This window comes from Membranihabitans maritimus (assembly GCF_021729145.1).
Classification (GTDB): Bacteria; Bacteroidota; Bacteroidia; order Chitinophagales; family Saprospiraceae; genus Membranihabitans; species Membranihabitans maritimus.
The window spans coordinates 46,736-64,534 of sequence record NZ_JAJSLW010000026.1; the positions used below are offsets into that span (position 1 = coordinate 46,736).

Genomic DNA, 17,799 nt, shown 5'->3' on the forward strand with positions numbered 1-17,799 from the left:
AGTACTTCACGGACTTTAGCTCACTTTAAGTATTATATATTTAATTATAAGCCCATAGGTTTTTATCACTATCCAGCTCCAAAAGTGTAAGTAGAAACCTTGAAGGTTTTACGGGCTTTCCCTTCACAGATAAACCGGAAATTATACAAAGTGAAATCAGAATAAATCAGAAAACTTCAAGGTTTTTTATCGTTGCCAAATCCAAAAGCTCTACTCTATCGTAAAATAGTCACATCTCCTGACCCTTCAAAGCTAAATTCCCGTTCTGAGGAATTGATATACGTCATTCTTAAAGAAACAATATAAACGCCTTCCAACCCTGAACCATCCCAGGGTTCGGAAGGATTATCTGTAGAAAATATCAAACTACCCCAACGGTCGAAGACCCGAAAGTGATATACGGAGATCGATAATTCTGGATTGTAAACGGGCTTGTATTGGTCGTTTTTGCCATCCCCGTTAGGTGAAAATGCATTGGGCAAAGAAATTTCAGATGGACCGCAATCCTTAGTTCTTAAAATGGTAGTATCTGAAACCAGACAACCCTGATAGAGTCCTTCTATTATTATTTCGCTATCACCCTGAAAGACCATTTCACTTCCACCTTCTACCCCATTCCATTTAATTTCTTCAAGACCTTCAACTATCGGAGAAAGCGTGATGGATTCCTCTCTACAAAGTGTAGTATCTGACACCAACCCCAAATCAATTTTTCCAACTTCATTAATTTCTACCGCCACAGAATCAGTACAATTACCCAATACTCCTTTTACAAAATAATTCCCTACCCCATTCACCAGGAGCGCATCCCCCGTACTTCCATCTGACCACTCCAATCCATCTCCAGTTGTTTCAGCCTCTAATAAAATTGTTTCATCTCCGCATAAAAAGTCCTTTTCAAAAAGCAGGTTTGTTACAGGAGCAGTATTTACCTCAACCGTTATTGTATCTGTTATGGCACAAGCAGACGACTGAAGATCAAAGTGGTAGGACGTTGTAGCCTCGGGTTGTACTGTCCGTAAAAAGGATGTATTCCCATTATCCCATACAATAGAATTACCTGACGAAACAACTTCTAAGACTGTTGACTTCCCTTCACATATCGATTCGGGCATTACTATTTCGTATTCTGGTGGAGGATAAAAAACAATTTCAATAGTATCTTTTGAAGAACAATTTCCTGCCATAACTTCCGCAATGTAAATTCCTGATTGATCTATTAAAATAGGTGAAGTAACCGTATCTCCAGCCCAAACAACTCTATTTCCCCATTCAGAAAGATCCAGTTCGACAGGGTCACCTTCACATCTCTCGGTATCGATTAATGTATCCAGATCCAATTCCGGTTTTTCAAACACTTCAACAGTAATGGAATCTTCTACAATACACTCACCAGCTTCAACTGTAAGTATATAAAGACCAGGTTCCTCCACTGAAATATCCTTGGTAGTGTCTTCAGTATTCCAAGAATAATTAAATTCACTTCCAAAACCCGATGCTGAAAGAAATGCACTTTCCCCTTCGCACAACCCTATATCTTCTCCCAGATCAAAGACTACTTCATCAAATAAATTTACCGACAAAGTGTCTTTTAGCTTGCATCCCGATGAATAAGTAAGCTCTACCGTGTATTCACCAGGATCCGTAATTGTTAGTTCTTGTGTTCCTATAGCATCATTCCACAGGACTTCCAAAGCATTGAAAATATTATCTTCATTGAGGGTAAATGTCTCAACGGAATCACAAAAAATTACATCAGGACCTAAGATCCCGTATTCTTTATTACCTACAGTACGGTCTTCAAAAGTCCAGCCTGTATTTGAACTATTAATATTATTACTATGGGGTCCGGCTTTTAGCTCCCCGGGACTCTTGCCCTGGATCCCTGTCATTTCAATATGATCCTGTAAAACTGTCGTATTTGCATTAACTTCAAAATTCACCTGTTCAAGTACACCCGGATTTAGATTTTCCCAGGTAGAAGTAAGGCAGTTATTGCCTAAATATTGGTAGTAGTTATTCACTTTTGAGTAAGTATTCGGTTGATAAAAAAGATTATTCCCCGGATGAACGATCAAACTATCCATTTCAAATTCTCCGCTAAAGGTATTATCTCCTGTTATTTCCAAATGCTGAAAGTGGATTCTACCGTCACCACCCACTGTATTAAAATGGTTATTTGAGTTCTCTTCCTTGATTACCAGACGTCCCAACCCGACATTAGAATTGGACTGAACCAAATTTTCAGTTCCGACCATCTCTATTTGACTATTATCATCACAGTCTATTCCATATATCACATTTTCCTCCCGGATATTTACGTATCCTGACCTTATCGGATTCTCTATTTCGACAATCGAATTTAAAAGCTTCAAAGGGCCATCGATATCCAGGTACATACTTATTCCATATGTTGAAAGATGACAATTCTCAAGTTCAAGAACACCATTATAATAGTTAACATACTCACTAATGCAATTATCTTTTAAACCATAATTTCCCTGGCCATATACATCCAGTACTGTAATATTTGAATTGCTAAAGAAAAATTCTTCATCTTCCGGGGATAATAATTTAAATGAAGCATTTATATCTAATTCTTGTCTGATGTATATCGAACCAAAAACATAAAATTCACCAATGACATCAAGGTTAACGGATAAGGCATCAAAATCCCAGGTTAAATTATGTAAGAGGATTTCCTTTAAATCCCGATCATTTGTGGAAACCTTATCCGATGCAGCATCGAACGAATTTTCATCAAATATGACATCATCCATAGGCCCGGGCGGACATTCTCCACCAACACCACCTGATTTGAGCGACCAATTTTCACTATCCTCCCAATTTCCATTTCCTCCTACCCAAAACAAAACACGACGACCACCTTCTGTAAATGAAACACCGGCATTATTCCCAACATCCAAACCACCTTGTGCGACTATATCCCCGGAAATAACGTGTATATTTTGGGCAACCAGGCCCGGAATTTCTGTAGATACAGGAAAGTCGAAATTAGCGGGATCCTTCTCACTCAGGCCTAAAAATATAATGGATTCCTTACAACCCGAAAGTACAGATACCGAACCTGCACTCAGCAATGTTCCTGCCGCAAATTCATAAACCTCCTCCTGCGAAAAAAAGACCTCTCCAGTATCGAATAATCCTCCAAGCCTTACTCCGGCTTCAAAATTTAAATAATTAGCAGAAAAAGCCATACCATTATTAACATTAATATAGGCATTGGCATTTCGTATTGTCAGGGAGTCAAATTGTATGGAGGAAGCATTTGATCCCCGATAAAAAGAAATAGAATTTCCAGACTCCACAAAAACATGTGAATTTTCACTTTCAATTTTGTACTGATCTCCATAAAACCTAACACTGTTCATAGTGGTTCCTTCAGCAGATTGGACATACCAACTAGAATTAGAGATATCCAAAGTCCGGTCAATATTCCCTTCACACGAAATTCCATTCGATATCAGATCATTCGAATTTAAAATTAACCTCCCCGAATTCAATTTTAACAACCCTTTAGAAATAAAGTCGGATTCCAGTTTCCAGGATCCTACACCCTGAAAAATCAATTCTCCTTCCATCTCCGTTCCTGAAGTTTTTATTACCTCCTCTGAATTTGATACAAATTTTATACGCCCTTCATTCCAAATTTCTGCTTTCTGGTCAAATAATAAAGAACCATTTATAAAGAGACTTGAATTGTTTTCCAGAAAAAGTAAGTTTCCCATATTGGTCAATTTCCAGAGAAAATCATTAGCATAAGAGTCACCCTCAATCGTAACTCTTTGATTAGGAGAAGTAAAAGAGTTATCATCAAAAACAACATCGTCACTGCCCGAAGGAATGCATCCTGCCGGTGATCCTCCCGAGCTATAACTCCAATTAGCTTCATCACTCCAATTTCCATCCTCCCCTATCCAATAAAAAGTCTCGGAACTTCCTTCTATTATTTCAATTCCCCGTGTATTACCTAATACCGAAGTCGAAACTGCTTTTGCATTGCCGACAAATTCTAGATTGATCAATATTGCATTCTCTATATTCGTATTTTCCGTCCTGATAACAGCCTGGTCAGAACTAATGGAAATCAACTCTGTACAAGATCCTACTGCCTTTATGTATTCCCAAAAGTACTCTCCCCCTGAAAGTAGTTCTACTGCAGTACCCTCCTTTATAGTTACAATTTGAGAATTTACGTTGGCGTTTACTCTCGCATTCCCAGAAAGATTCAATTCATTGAGATTTAGCTCAGCCGGATTGGAAAAGACATTGGTAAAATTAAGACTGGAATATTTTGAAGATTCCAGGTTCAGGATGTCGAGGTCCAAACTTCCCTGTTCATCTATATAAACAGAAGGATACTCTCCAGTTATGCTAATCAAACAGTTCTCGTGATTCAAGTCCATTAAATCCGTACTTTCAAACTGTAATGAATATTCTTCTGAATACGTATATTGAATATTTTTCTCGGCGAAATGAAAGTACATATTTACATTAGTAAAACTTGCCTCCAGGTAATACGTAGGCTTGAATATACCCTTATTCGCATCAATTGTCAGATTGGTAAAATCTACAGCACCATCTCCTAAAATCAAATTCCCTGCAATGTTGTAGTTATCTCTAAAAAACCATTTACCATCCTGTCCGTCAATGGTGAGATTGTTAACCGCTACTTCACTTCCAAATTCAATAGATTTTTCACTATTTCCGGTAAATTCCAAATTCCCTAAAAATTCATAACTTACATCTTCGTTTCCATTTACACCACCATAAATGACCAAAGTATTGTTTTCTTCGATTCGGAATGTAAAACTATTGGATGTATTAATTTGAATATTATTACATGCCGCTATGTTTAAGTCTACTATAATCTCATTGAAACCATTGACGAAGCTATTGTCATCTATAATAATTGTATTGGAAGATGTTGGAATTTGATCGTTTTGGATATTCCCTCCCGAACTGGTTCTCCAGTTCTGTATATCGCTCCAATTAGGGCTATTCTCAGCTACAAAGTAATAGTCTTCCTGACCAGCGCAGAGAAAAGGTATTATCAGCAAAACAAATAGGCTATATAATTTCATTACTCAAATCAGTAGTGACCCTAGTTTTTTTTAAATATTCACCTTCAGAAAAGCATAAATAATGCCAAATAATTAATTGTGATTCACTAAAAGTTAATATACAACAATTTAGACTAATTGAATTATGTTAATATTTCAAAATCACCCTCTTACTTTAGAACAAACCATTGCCACCCCTTTGCCGGAATTGAAACCGGAAGGTGAATTTGATAATGCCTGTCAATACTTAGCTCCAATTGTTCCCCAGATTGACTTGTCGCCCTTACTTTTGATTTTAACCCGGTGTAATAGACATTTATCGGAATATCTTTTTTCAAATCCTCCGCTAAAGGATTATACAACATAATTAACCCCTTCTTATCCCCAGTCGGATTGACATGCATAAACCCATCAAAGTCTCTCCCATCCGGTCTTCTAATATGTACGATATCGCTATCCAGAATGTCCCGGTGCACTTTATAAAAATCTACCCATTTTTTCACCACTCGCTTTGTCTTGGGCGAATCAAATAATTGTGGACCACGGTAACATGCTTGAACTCCGGCCCCAAATAAGTTAGCAAGCCTTTGTTCGTAATGAGATAAGTGATGTTTCAATGGTTCGATTGTAGCCGCTTCCCCTCCTCCATGATATTGGACAAGGGGGACAAACATCCATCCCATTGAAGGAGTCTTCTCCCAGGTGCCATCGTAAATATTTTGTCTTTCGATTATCTCTTGCTGGGCTCTGGGAAGCGACCAATTGGTTTCCCTATACCCCATACCTGTTTTATTGCTCCCGGCCATAAAATAAAAATCCGGCACGTTGAGATAAATACCTCTTTCCCGGCACCATTCGTAGTAATTCTTTATCATCTCAAATTGCTCCCATTGGGAGTCCATCAGACCTCTGTGACCGGGGTGGCCTTCAGATGCACATACATCACCTGGATAACTTCCGTCGTGCTCCAAAATATCATGACCTGTTTTTTCATAAAACTGATATAAAGTCCGAAAATAATTTTGGCCCCATTTACTTCCCAGACAAGGTGAATGACCAAATCTTGGTTTCATGCCTTCCGGCATTACAACGTCATTTTCTTTACCAATACTCCGGCTGGCTAATAGAGAATACCCCCCTAAAGCTATTCCTTTACTGTGTGCATAATCAGCCAATTCTTTCATTCTGGTAATATTTTCAGCAGAAGTATCCTCCATAGAAAAACCACTTCCAAAAGTCATAATTACCATCTCAAACCCTACTTCAGCACTTTGATCAATTGCCTTTTTGACAGACTCCGTATCAGCACTCCTTACATGCATCAAAATAGGATTTTCAGTAACCCAGGGCGCTTGCGAACGATACATTCTTCGTTGCGCAAGTCCTTTTCGTTCCCGATCCCGGCTACTATGAATCAGTTCCCATATTCTATAACTTTCAAAACTCTCGCCAGCATCCACAATTTTATCAGGTCCCCATCTCGGAGATGCCACGAGTAACACAGGTGCTTTTTTATTATAATTTACCTGTGTAGAATATAATGGATCCACCTCCCAGGAAACACTTGATTCAAATAAATTGTCATTGGACATACCTCCAAAGCGATAATCGGATTCTACGGTAATATTCGGTAACATCCAATTCTTTTTTGCATCTACTGAACTTTCGGGTTCTACACATGCAAGAATTTCACTTTTGAAGGTATTAATGGTAATACTTTCATCCGTATCATTATTTACTGTTATCCATTTTGACATCAGAGGTATACCATCGTACATTTCGTAATGAACTTGAACTTGTATTTCTTTCAATTTCATTAACTTATTACGTATTTCATCAACCGTCCCTTCCTTATATTCACCCAAAATTTGAAAACGATTAAGTCTCAAACGCCCTCTTTCACCGATGGCTTTATCTGAATTCCCCCCCTTTGGGTCAGTTTTGCCGACTCTCACCCTTGAAATATCAACATCTGATGTAATACTTATTTTTTCTATTACCTTGCAGACCCCTTCAGCAGATAGCCAGGATAACACAAAAAAATCCTTTGTCTGCTCTACTCTCAAGGTAATTGATTCCCCCTTTTCATATTTTCCTTTTGTCCAATACTGATTACCGTCAAATATTCCAAAAGAATTCTCATTAGTATTTATATTAAATTTTACTACTGTTTTGCTATCATCCAACAGGACAATACCAGGCCCCCCTTCGGTCGAGTTATCTGTTCCGGGATCAATGTTTAACAACCATACTTTGGCATTCTTTGGATTGGGGAGTTCTGCAAAAACCGCATGGTTTGATTCTGCCATAATCTCACCTGGTTTTCCTTCATTTTCAATTGAGTTCCTGGTATTACTTTTTGAGATAAAAAGCTTCCACTCCGGATTAATCTCATCAAAAGATTCACTGATAATTACACTTCTACCCTGGTCTGAAGTCTTTTTATTCAATGTAAAGTCTACCCATTTATCATTCCCTTTATATGTAAAAATCAGAGAAGTTCCCGGTGCAGGCCAAGGCAAATCCCTGGACATCCATTCCGGCCTTTTTTGCCAGGGAAATCGCTCTTTTGTCTTTCCCCATTTTACATCCACTAAATGAAAAGAACCCGAATCAGGTTTTAAATCTGGTATCCATTCCTCCAACAAATAATTGTGAATAGGCTGTCCTGTTAATCCTCCAATTGTAATCTTCTCATTATTAATGACCAATTCAGCTTCGGCCCGAATAGAACGCAATAAAGACTCTCCATTCATCAAGTTTTGAAATCCAATGGTGGCTCCGTCAGGTTGCAATGAGAATTTGCGACTGATCAACCCATTTGAGATTATTAATTCTCCTTTTTGTGTTCTAAAAAGTCCCGTCTTTTGATTGACTGGGTCTACCAACCAATCCTGATCGAACCGAACCAATTCAACATTATATAAATCAAGTTCTTTTAACTGATTTTGACTCTTTATCTCACAAATAGAAATGATTACTATCAAACTGATAAACCAGTACGTAAACTTATTCTCCAACATATTTGATCACCATTTAAATGCTAACGTACTCAAAGTCACAAAAGGCAAATTTATTAAAAACAAAATCTCCCTGAAAATTCTTTTATTATTCAATCTTGTAAATGTACTATGAAAAAGGAATCAAAAAAAGGACAATGGAATTGGATTTGGACGATTGTAATTTTTGCTATTATCTACCTGACAGGATATCATACAGAGGTCATCGGACAATTACAACGGGGCATCCTGGCAACGGGATTACTTAATCCCAGCGTTGAACCAATACAAAAGAATGAGAAGACCACCATCGACCTGAACAAGACAAACTTTACAATGCAAGAATTAAATTCAGGCAGTGTTAAAAGTTTACTTAGCTATAGTGGCAAAATTCTTTTTATCAATATTTGGGCAACATGGTGTCCCCCCTGCAGGGCCGAAATGCCAGGAATTCAAGACCTCTATAATGAATTTGAAAATTCTAGTGATATTCAATTTATAATGCTATCCGTCGATGATGATCCCAATATAGCACATAAGTTTATCGACAATAAAAATTTTACTTTTCCTGTTTTTACATTGACAATGCCTCTGCCAAAAGAACTGCAAAGCAATAGTATTCCTACAACATTTATTATAAACCAGGAAGGTGAAATTATTTTAAAGCACGAGGGAATGGCCAATTATAGTAGCAAAAAATTTAAAAATTACCTGAGGGGATTAACTTTGTAGTTGTGCATGAGAGCTCGTCCTATAACGAATGGCTCTATTTTTACGAACGACAATAACCCATAAGGACAATTGTAAGGCCATAGCAATACAATTTGTAATTATTAAGGCAATTGCGTCAAACCGTATTCCGTACAAAGCCCAGAAAAAATAGATAAAAAACCATCCTGACACAAAACCAATAGACATACTACTCGGTTCTTTTACCTTGACTTCTTTGACAAGTTGAATCGCAATAACCAGACATCCCATTAATCCTGCGATCAAACCAATTGTCTCGAAAGCTGCATCTGATATATGATCTAAAAAATCCATTTCACAATTTTTGGTAAAGAATCACGCAAAAATAGAAATTTAATATTACCAAATTATAAATTTCTGTGGTATAGTATACCTTTGGTGTTTTTTCCCTCTTCGAAAATGTCCTAGCGAGACAAAGCAAGGGTAGATAGAATAAAGACATTATATAGCGATAGGTACGCTACAGAAGATAAAAGATTCTTCGCCATTTTCACAGTCTTTAAAATTCAAAGGCAGAAGCCACAATTTTTAAGAACTGATCAGCCTGCCAAGAGACGGAGCATGCCTTGTCCACCCACCTCCCGTTCCATTTGACAATTTGATTATTCATCGAGTTCAGGCCTTACCAAAAGAGTTGCGATTTAATCATACATTTGAACTTTAACAGAACGAAAAATCAATCATTTTTATCCCATGACTCCGGATGAAAATCGGGATTGAAGGCCGGGAATTGTGCGTTAACTTCCTTGCGCCATTCTAACAGTTTTCCATACAAATCATTTGCTTTTTCCGGATAAATATTGGTTAAATCTTCTGTTTCACCTATATCACCTTTGAGGTTATAAAGTTCGATCTTATCATCTTCAAAATAGTGAAGCAACTTCCAATCTCCATTTCGGACTGCATTAACCGGAGTGGTAGTAGAATAGTAATGAGGGTAATGCCAAAACAAATATTCTCTCCCAAATTCAAAATCCGGATTCTCAAGTAAAGTTGCCAAATTTAAACCATCGATTTCATCACTTGAAGCTTTCAAATTATTCATCTCTACCAAAGTCGGAAGTAAATCAGTCGTCATTGCAGGAATATTACATACTTTTCCTCCCTCTGTCCTACCAGGCCATTTAATAATAAGAGGTACCCGAATACCTCCTTCATACAATGAACCTTTGCCAGATCTCAAAGGTTGGTTATTAGCTACAGTTTCCCAATCAAAATAAGGTCCTATCCTACCCCCATTATCTGACAAAAATACAATAATAGTTTCTTCCTGAATTTCCTCTATTTCCAATTTGTCTATAATGCGCCCCACATTTTCATCGAGGCTGGCGATCATTGCAGCGTAATTATAGTTTTTATGTTTCATCCCCGGTTTCACTTTTTTCTTGAAGTATTCCACCCAGTCAGGTTTCCCTTCAATCGGGGTATGAGGATTGTAATAAGACAATTGAATAAAGAACCGCTGGTCCTTTTTAGCATCAATGATTTCTATAGCCCGGTCTGTTAAACGATCAGTAAGATAGGAGCTATCATGCGACCCAAGCTCCAGTCCCGGGATATATCTTAATTGTTTTTGGTAATTATTCCCACCAAAAGGATACCAGTAGGTGTCAGGGGCCCCCCAGGCCGTTCCTCCTATATTAATATCAAATCCATGGTTCTCCGGATAATAATCAAAATTCCCCAAATGCCATTTTCCAAGATGAGCTGTAAAATAGCCTGCCTTTTTGAATATTTCTGCTATGGTTTCTTCTTCAAGAGGCAAATTGCCCACAGTAGTAGGTTTAACCATTCTTCGATTATGAACAAATGCCGATGATTCAGAATAATCACCGGAATTTTCAAAATGGGTGGTCATATGCAGTCGGGCTGGATGTTTACCGGTAATAATGGAAGCACGGGTTGGAGAACAGACCGGGCTAGCTGAATAAAATTGACTAAATCGGACATTCTCACGGGCCAATCGGTCCAGGTTGGGGGTTTCATGCAAATCACTACCATAAATTCCCAGGTCGGACCACCCCAGGTCATCTGCAATTATTACGATTACGTTTTGATTACTTTGGGACTCCTGTGCAGATAATGTTCCAAGCGTAAAAAACGGCAATAAGAAAAAGAAGAAACCATTTACATCTATACATTTCATTCGACAATATACAAATATAGTTACCAAAATTTTCCTATTCAATTCTCTACATAATCAGGATTGGGCTCCATAGGTACAGACGCACCCGTACTATTTCGCCAGTTGTTTAACTCTTTTACAAATTCCCGGGAAATATCTTCTTTGGATTGTACTAAATTATTCCGTTCTCCCGGATCAACACTCAAGTCATACAGCTCGTATTCATCATCTTCAAAATAATGGTGAAGCTTCCATTTTCCTTTCAAAAGCGTAGAACCCGGCCTCGTTCGGAACAGGGTATCCCGTGCATCGTCCCCAGGACCGTCATACGCCTGCAAATAAACAGGAAAATGCCAAAATAAACTGCGCCCCGGATTAAGTTCTTCCCCTAATAACTCCGGCAAAAAATCCACTCCATCCAAAGGGCCTTTACCAGTCCGGCCTGCTTTGGCTAAAGATAAAATAGTCGGATAAAAGTCGATATTTATCACAGGCAATCCGCTTTGGCTCCCTTCTTCTATTTTCCCGGGCCATGATACGATCAATGGCACTTTTGTCCCCCCTTCGTAATAAGAACCCTTCCCCGCTCTCAAAGGGGACTGAGAATGTACTGCTGTGATTCCCCCATTGTCTGAGGTAAAAATTACCACAGTATTTTTGCGAAGCTCAAGGTGATCCAATGCATCCAGAATTCGACCGATATTCATATCCATCGTCTCGACCATCGCTCCGTAATTTGCTGTCTTTGGAGTAAATCCTCTGTTCAAATATTTTTTTACCAACTTTTCTTTGCCCTGAAGTGGTGTATGAACTGCAAAATAGGGAAGGTAAAGGAAGAATGGTGCATTCGAGTTTTCGATTACTTTGATAGTCTCTGTTGTCAAACGATCTGTGAGGTACTCTCCGTCCGGGCCATCCGACAGTTTGGGATTTTGATAAGGGCTAAAATAGGTAGGTGGATGCCCCCGGTGTGTACCCCCTATATTTTGGTCAAAACCCTGAGTAGTAGGGTCTTTTCCTATATGCCACTTCCCAATACTAATTGTTGAATAACCAGCAAATTGTAATTCTTCCGCGAGGGTAACTATACTATCAGCCAAACTGGTCGTATTCGCAGTAGGGATGATCTTTCGATCCCTGCTCTTTCCCCGCTCTGAAGAACCAACCGTGTAAATTCCATGCCTTGGATTGTACATTCCGGACAACAAGGAGGCTCTGCTTGGGGCACAATTAGCCGCAGAAGCATAGGCATTGGTAAAAGTCATGCCGGACGCTGCCAAATGAAGAATACTTGGCGTAAAGAAATCAGTATTACCATATAATTCTGTATCCATATAGCCAAGATCATCAACATTTATCAAGATAATATTAGGACGCTGAAAATCCATTTTTGAACTATTGTCGCCACTGCATCCGAAAATAAAAAGACCAATAAGGATTGGAAATAGTAATACATTTTTCATTAGTCAATTAAAATTTGTGGTTCTTATGGGTTCTAAGAAATGATTTTTCCTCACCGGTAGCAATTATATGGGTAATAAGAGTTTGTTTATACAAAGGACATCACTTGTTGAAAAATTCATCAATCGGCAGCAAAAGACCCATTTTATTTGATTCTTAGTTTGATTTTGCTGATAAATCGACTGCATTTACCTTAAAGTCAATTCCAGCTAAAAAAATTTATCTTTTTCACTCCCTTATGGAAATTTTAGCAAACTTAAATGCCCGCCCACGTCCAGCATAAAAAAGTTTTCTCGTCTGATAAAAAAAATGTTTTGCCAAAGTTCAATTGAGCAAGTTATCGTACATGCTCTGGGACTAAGCCCAGGTGCTTCCATCATATATATACTACGTCTAAGCTGTATTCAATAACTCTGGTTCTTCATTCTGTCGGACTCCATTCTATATTGCCTCGGGAGGGAGTCCTCGGTTCCACTCCAAAGGTGTGTAAACTTCATCAAAGGTGTATTTACCACCTTTGGTCCTACCTGTGTTCGGACTCAATTCAGTCACCAAGAGCCTCCATACGAAATCGTTCCAACTCCGGTATAGTGTGTTCTTCTGTCATAATATTTCTTATTTTCTCTACTATATCAGGATGGTCCGCAGATACATCAGTGGTTTCCTGAAGGTCGTCCTCCAGGTTGTACAACTCAATTTCAGTATTCCCTTGTTGGATATTTTGTCTAATTCCCTTCCAATTACCCATCCGCACTGCCTGCTGTCCCTGATAAGAAGGAAATTCCCAGTACAAATATTCACGCCCAATAGACTCTTTTTCTCCATTCAGTACAGGAAGCAAATTTTTTCCATCTACTACTATGGTAGTATCTACCCCGGCAATTGCATTAAAAGTAGGCATCATATCCCAAAATGCAGAAATCTCATCCGACGTACTACCCGGAGCTATGACACCTGGCCATGCGGCTATCATAGGCACTCGAATACCCCCTTCATACACATATCCTTTTCCCCTGCCTCGCTCAATATTGAAGGGGCCACCACTATCAAACCAGGGTGATTGAGTGCCCCCATTGTAAGTAGGCCCATTATCACTGGTAAAGACAATAAGTGTATTATCGTACAAACCTTCATCTTTCAACTTTTCCACCAAAATACCTACTTGATCATCTAAATACGATATCATTCCGGCGTAGGCAGCGCGGGGATACCGATGCGGAAAATATCCCATTCCCCCAAGGTATGGTTCTTCATCACCAAATTTCTCAACATAACGCATATAATATTTCGGTGGAACCTGCAGCGGAGCGTGAGGAATAGGAGTTGCAAAATATAAGAAAAAGGGATTGTCTTTATTTTCATCAATAAATTTCAAAGTTGCATCCAGCATCAATTCGGGAGCGTATTCTTTTTGTAAAAACTTTTCATAAGATGTCGAATCCAATGGATCTGCTCCGTCAGGTAATTTTGTAGCCGGAACTACAATTTCATTATCTAACCACACTTTTTCTTCGTTCTCCCACAAATGTCTCGGATACAGGTTATGGGCTTGTCGCTGACATACATATCCATAGAAAAAGTCAAAACCCTGCCTATTGGGTAACCCTTCGGTATGTGGGGCTCCTAACCCCCATTTCCCTACAAGGGCCGTTTTATACCCGGCTTTTTGCAGGGATTCCCCAACTGTAAAAGTCTGATCAGGGATAGGCTTTTGACCTTCGAGATTGGGATCGTAAATAGCTTTTTCATAATCCCATACATCTCCTCTTTCCCCCCACTCATGATTGCTGCGAATATAAGCGTGACCGGGATGCATTCCAGTAAGAAACATATATCGCGAGGGCGCGCACACCGGAGAACCAGCATAATGCTGGGTAAACTTCATTCCGCTCTTCGCAAGTGCATCAATATTTGGCGTTTCTATTTTTTCCTGACCATAACATCCCAAATCCCCATACCCCAGATCATCGGCAAGAATATAGATGATATTGGGTGGCTTCTGACTATCGACTTCTTCATCGGATACTTCCTGGCAAGCAAAAATGGAAAGAAATAGTATAAACAGTTGGAGAAATTTCATTGGACAAGGAATTTAATCAGCTAAAAATTAAAAGTACAAAAAATGGAATTAAAGAATATAAGTTCTTGCTAGTACCTTTCAAAAAAGTAATAAATTTATTACCTTTACACATTGTGGAATATGGTACACTGTTCAAAATATTGAAAAAAGATGGCTAGTTTGTAGTAAGGCAAAAAGGTAGCCATGTAATTATGAGACACCCTACAAAGCCCAAGCAATTGACAGTACCATTTCATGCTGGAAAAGAGGTAAAAAAAGGACTATTAACGTCTATACTAAAACAGGCAGACATTAAAACAAATAAAAGATGAAGCCCAAAATCAAAATAACAATCATAAAAGAGGATACTGGATACAATGCAACAGCTTTGGTAAATGAAAATTTTATTTCTACCGAGGCAGAAACTTTTGAACACTTAAAAGAGATGATATTAGAAGCGGTTAATACCACTTTTGAAGATAAGAACTTTGTATATACCGAAGATGAAATACAGTTCGAATACGACCTGGAAAGTTTTTTTGCCTTTTACAGGGTCATTAATGCCAAAGCCCTTTCACAGCGCATTGGTATGAATCAAAGTCTTTTAGCTCAATATATCAAGGGAATTAAAAAACCATCAGCAGCCCAAACCAGACGTATTTTGAAAGGAGTTCAACAAATCGGACGGGAATTGACCGAAGTACAGTTCTTGCTTTAATACGAAGGGATAAACTATTCTATACCCTTTTATTCCATTTACCAATTAATTCACCTTTAATTCCACCATTACCGGGTAATGATCAGAATACATGTCCGTAAAATCGTCTTTTATAATTCTGGCATTCGTCACAGAGTTTTCCAATCCGGGAGATAAAAAAATATAATCAATTCGCCTTAGTGACGCTTTATCCCCATCCTTCAGGATTGATTTTGTAGGAAATGAAAAGTCAACATTTTCCATGCTATGCCCTACGATGTCTACATATCCATTTTCTTCTACTTGTCGGATAACTTCATAATCCAATTTCCCGTCTTCCAGGTTTTCATGAGAAGAATATCGGGCGGCCGATTCTTTCATCCTCTCTACCAGCCCACTTGTTTTGTAAAAAGCCTCATTCCCGGGAGATAGTGAATTAAAATCACCGAGTATAACCCAATCTTCTTTTGTGGGATTATGATCAATCGTAGAAAGTATCGTTTTCACTTCTTCCCTCCGTTTCCAATATTTGTGGGGAGAAAGATGCACCACCATATAGGATACGCCTTCAATTTCAGCCTTAATAAACCCGTGGTGCATATTATCCAACACTTTTTCTACATTGACGATAGGAAATTTGGACGTAATGGCAACCGGGTATCCCGTTTCTTTTAACAATACCGCATAAGGATGTCCGTAAGACCGGGCGATATTTTCCAGTTTGGATTGTGTAAAATAATTTACTTCCTGTAGGGCCAGCACATCTGGATCTTGACTCTTTATCCACTCAGAAAACTTCACTTTTCCCTCTGTTGTATCCATTTTCATACCTTCCCAGATATTGTAGGAGATAACTTTGAGGTTTTGAGCATTCAAACCCAATATGAAAAAGAAAGAGAATCCCGAAATCATTGCTGAAACCCATAGTGTATTTGTTCTCATCCAGAATTGAAATTTATTCCTAATAAAATTATTATACAATATATAGAAAAGGCCTGTAAAGGTATTTACTACAGGCCTAAGTAAAGATTATTTAATATCCGGTAAAATTTATCGGGATCTTTCCTTTTGCTTGACAAAATAGGGCTGGTACTTATATTCTGAATGTATATTCCATGGCACATTCACTCGTGGCAACTGTTTCTCCAATTGCTCTTTTATTTCAACATATCGACTATCACCTGCCCTATTATACCATTCATGGGGATCTATCCTGTGATCGTATAATTCTTCCGTACCATCTTCATAACGGATATACCTAAAATCGGAGTTTCGGATAGAATGATTATTCTCTCCATACGTGGTAATTGCGTAATGCTTGACTGAAGGGTCGTAATCGTCTTTTAACAGTGAAACCAAACTTTTACCTTCATTCCTACCATAGGCCGGCAACCCACACCATTCTACAAGAGTGGGATAAATCGATAAAAGCTCTACTGGTTGGTCAACCACCCGGCCTCCTTCGATATTAGGTCCTGCAAACACCAAAGGAACCTTTGTAGCTTCCTCCCATAGTGCATGTTTGGCAAACGTACCTTTTTCCCCAAGTCGATATCCATGGTCCGACCACAAAACCACTATTGTATTTTCACTGTAGCGACTGGATTCCAAAGCATCCAGAACTTTTCCTACCTGAGCATCAACAAATTTCACACAGGCCAGGTAAGCCTGAATAATATTCTTATATTCTCCGGATTCCAATGCCCACTCAGTTGTAGGCATCATAGGCAGATCGTTGATCTTCATGGCTACCTCCGGCACATCATTCAGATCATCTAGTTTGTAATTGGGTAGGGTTAATTGATCAGGGTCGAAACCTTCAAACCAATGAGGAGGGACATACCATGGTACATGGGGCCGTAAAAACCCCACTGCCAGAAAAAAAGGATCTGCATAATCTCTATTCAACCTTTCAACAATCCATTCTGCAGACTCCACATCAGGCATTAAAGAATCAGATTCAGGAAAACCACCCCAATCAGTACTGGTCCTTCCATAACCGGCTCCTCCTCCATCCCCTTCCCACATAAATCTTTTCTCCGGCTTGGGTCCGAATCCTGGATATCGTCCTCCGGATTCATTTAATACATCATCGGGTGCATGCTGATGAAACAATTTCCCAATACCCATAGTATGATATCCATGTTCATTAAAATATTCCGGTAATAGAAGTAAGTCTCGGGTCACCGGGTTATCGGATTTTATATTATTATCATCTATCATCCCGTATATTCCAGTGGTAGACGGCCTCAATCCTGTCATGATGGAAGCTCGGGAAGGACCACAAAGTGGAGCCTGGCAATGGGCATTAGAAAATATAACACCTTTCTTAGCCAGTCTGTCAATATTCGGTGTTTGTGTATTCGGATGTCCCCCCAGTGCTCCAATCCAGGTATTCAAGTCGTCGATGGCAATAAATAGCACATTAAACTTTTCCTTTGAGTTCCTTTCAACCTGGGCATTAAGCGGCGAATACAGAAAAATGAATACCAAACCAATTAAACCCGAGAAGAATTTTTTACTTAAAACCATCATTTTCATCATAAATTGTCGAGTAAACCCGGGGAACTTCCCCCCGAGTTTCTCACAGAACCGTACGTGATACTCTCGCATCATACGGCTCT

The 17,799-nt window shown here is 38.8% G+C and carries 10 protein-coding genes and 1 pseudogene; 3 read left to right on the top strand and 8 right to left on the bottom strand.

The window, feature by feature from the left end:
• Positions 1-215 precede the first annotated feature (215 nt).
• Entirely contained in the window at positions 216-5,105 is a 4,890-nt protein-coding gene (locus tag LVD47_RS21275; protein ID WP_236980473.1) for a T9SS type B sorting domain-containing protein, read from the bottom strand.
• 149 nt (positions 5,106-5,254) lie between these two features.
• A complete protein-coding gene (locus LVD47_RS21280) occupies positions 5,255-8,107 on the bottom strand; it encodes a beta/alpha barrel domain-containing protein (RefSeq protein WP_236980475.1) in 2,853 nt (950 codons plus the stop codon).
• Positions 8,108-8,215: 108 nt separating this feature from the next.
• On the opposite strand from LVD47_RS21280, the gene LVD47_RS21285 reads away from it, so the two are divergent.
• Positions 8,216-8,815, top strand: a complete 600-nt coding sequence (locus tag LVD47_RS21285; protein WP_236980477.1) for a TlpA family protein disulfide reductase — start codon at positions 8,216-8,218, stop codon at positions 8,813-8,815.
• Here the strand turns inward: LVD47_RS21285 and LVD47_RS21290 are convergent.
• The 4 genes from LVD47_RS21290 to LVD47_RS21305 form a co-directional block, all read right to left on the bottom strand.
• Complete coding sequence (locus tag LVD47_RS21290) at positions 8,804-9,127, bottom strand: PQ-loop repeat-containing protein (RefSeq protein ID WP_236980479.1); 324 nt, start codon at positions 9,125-9,127, stop codon at positions 8,804-8,806. The genes LVD47_RS21285 and LVD47_RS21290 overlap by 12 nt on opposite strands.
• 382 nt (positions 9,128-9,509) lie before the next feature.
• On the bottom strand, positions 9,510-10,979 hold the full coding sequence (locus LVD47_RS21295; RefSeq protein ID WP_236980481.1) for a sulfatase: 1,470 nt from the start codon (positions 10,977-10,979) through the stop codon (positions 9,510-9,512).
• Between the two features lie 38 nt (positions 10,980-11,017).
• A complete protein-coding gene (locus LVD47_RS21300) occupies positions 11,018-12,421 on the bottom strand; it encodes a sulfatase (RefSeq protein ID WP_236980482.1) in 1,404 nt (467 codons plus the stop codon).
• Between the two features lie 542 nt (positions 12,422-12,963).
• The gene (locus tag LVD47_RS21305) at positions 12,964-14,499 is read right to left on the bottom strand and encodes an arylsulfatase (protein ID WP_236980483.1); all 1,536 of its coding nucleotides are present in this window, start codon (positions 14,497-14,499) and stop codon (positions 12,964-12,966) included.
• A 173-nt stretch (positions 14,500-14,672) separates the two neighbouring features.
• On the opposite strand from LVD47_RS21305, the pseudogene LVD47_RS24185 reads away from it, so the two are divergent.
• Together LVD47_RS24185 and LVD47_RS21310 are read left to right on the top strand one after the other, a co-directional pair.
• Positions 14,673-14,810 (top strand): annotated as a pseudogene (locus LVD47_RS24185) (type II toxin-antitoxin system HicA family toxin); the annotation flags it as partial.
• Entirely contained in the window at positions 14,807-15,196 is a 390-nt protein-coding gene (locus LVD47_RS21310) for a hypothetical protein (protein ID WP_236980484.1), read from the top strand. The pseudogene LVD47_RS24185 and the gene LVD47_RS21310, both read left to right, overlap by 4 nt.
• A 45-nt stretch (positions 15,197-15,241) precedes the next feature.
• On the opposite strand, the gene LVD47_RS21315 is transcribed toward LVD47_RS21310, so the two are convergent.
• On the bottom strand, positions 15,242-16,117 hold the full coding sequence (locus LVD47_RS21315) for an endonuclease/exonuclease/phosphatase family protein (RefSeq protein WP_236980485.1): 876 nt from the start codon (positions 16,115-16,117) through the stop codon (positions 15,242-15,244).
• A gap of 108 nt (positions 16,118-16,225) precedes the next feature.
• Positions 16,226-17,799: sulfatase (locus tag LVD47_RS21320; RefSeq protein WP_236980486.1), on the bottom strand; the 1,574-nt coding region annotated here is incomplete at its 5' end.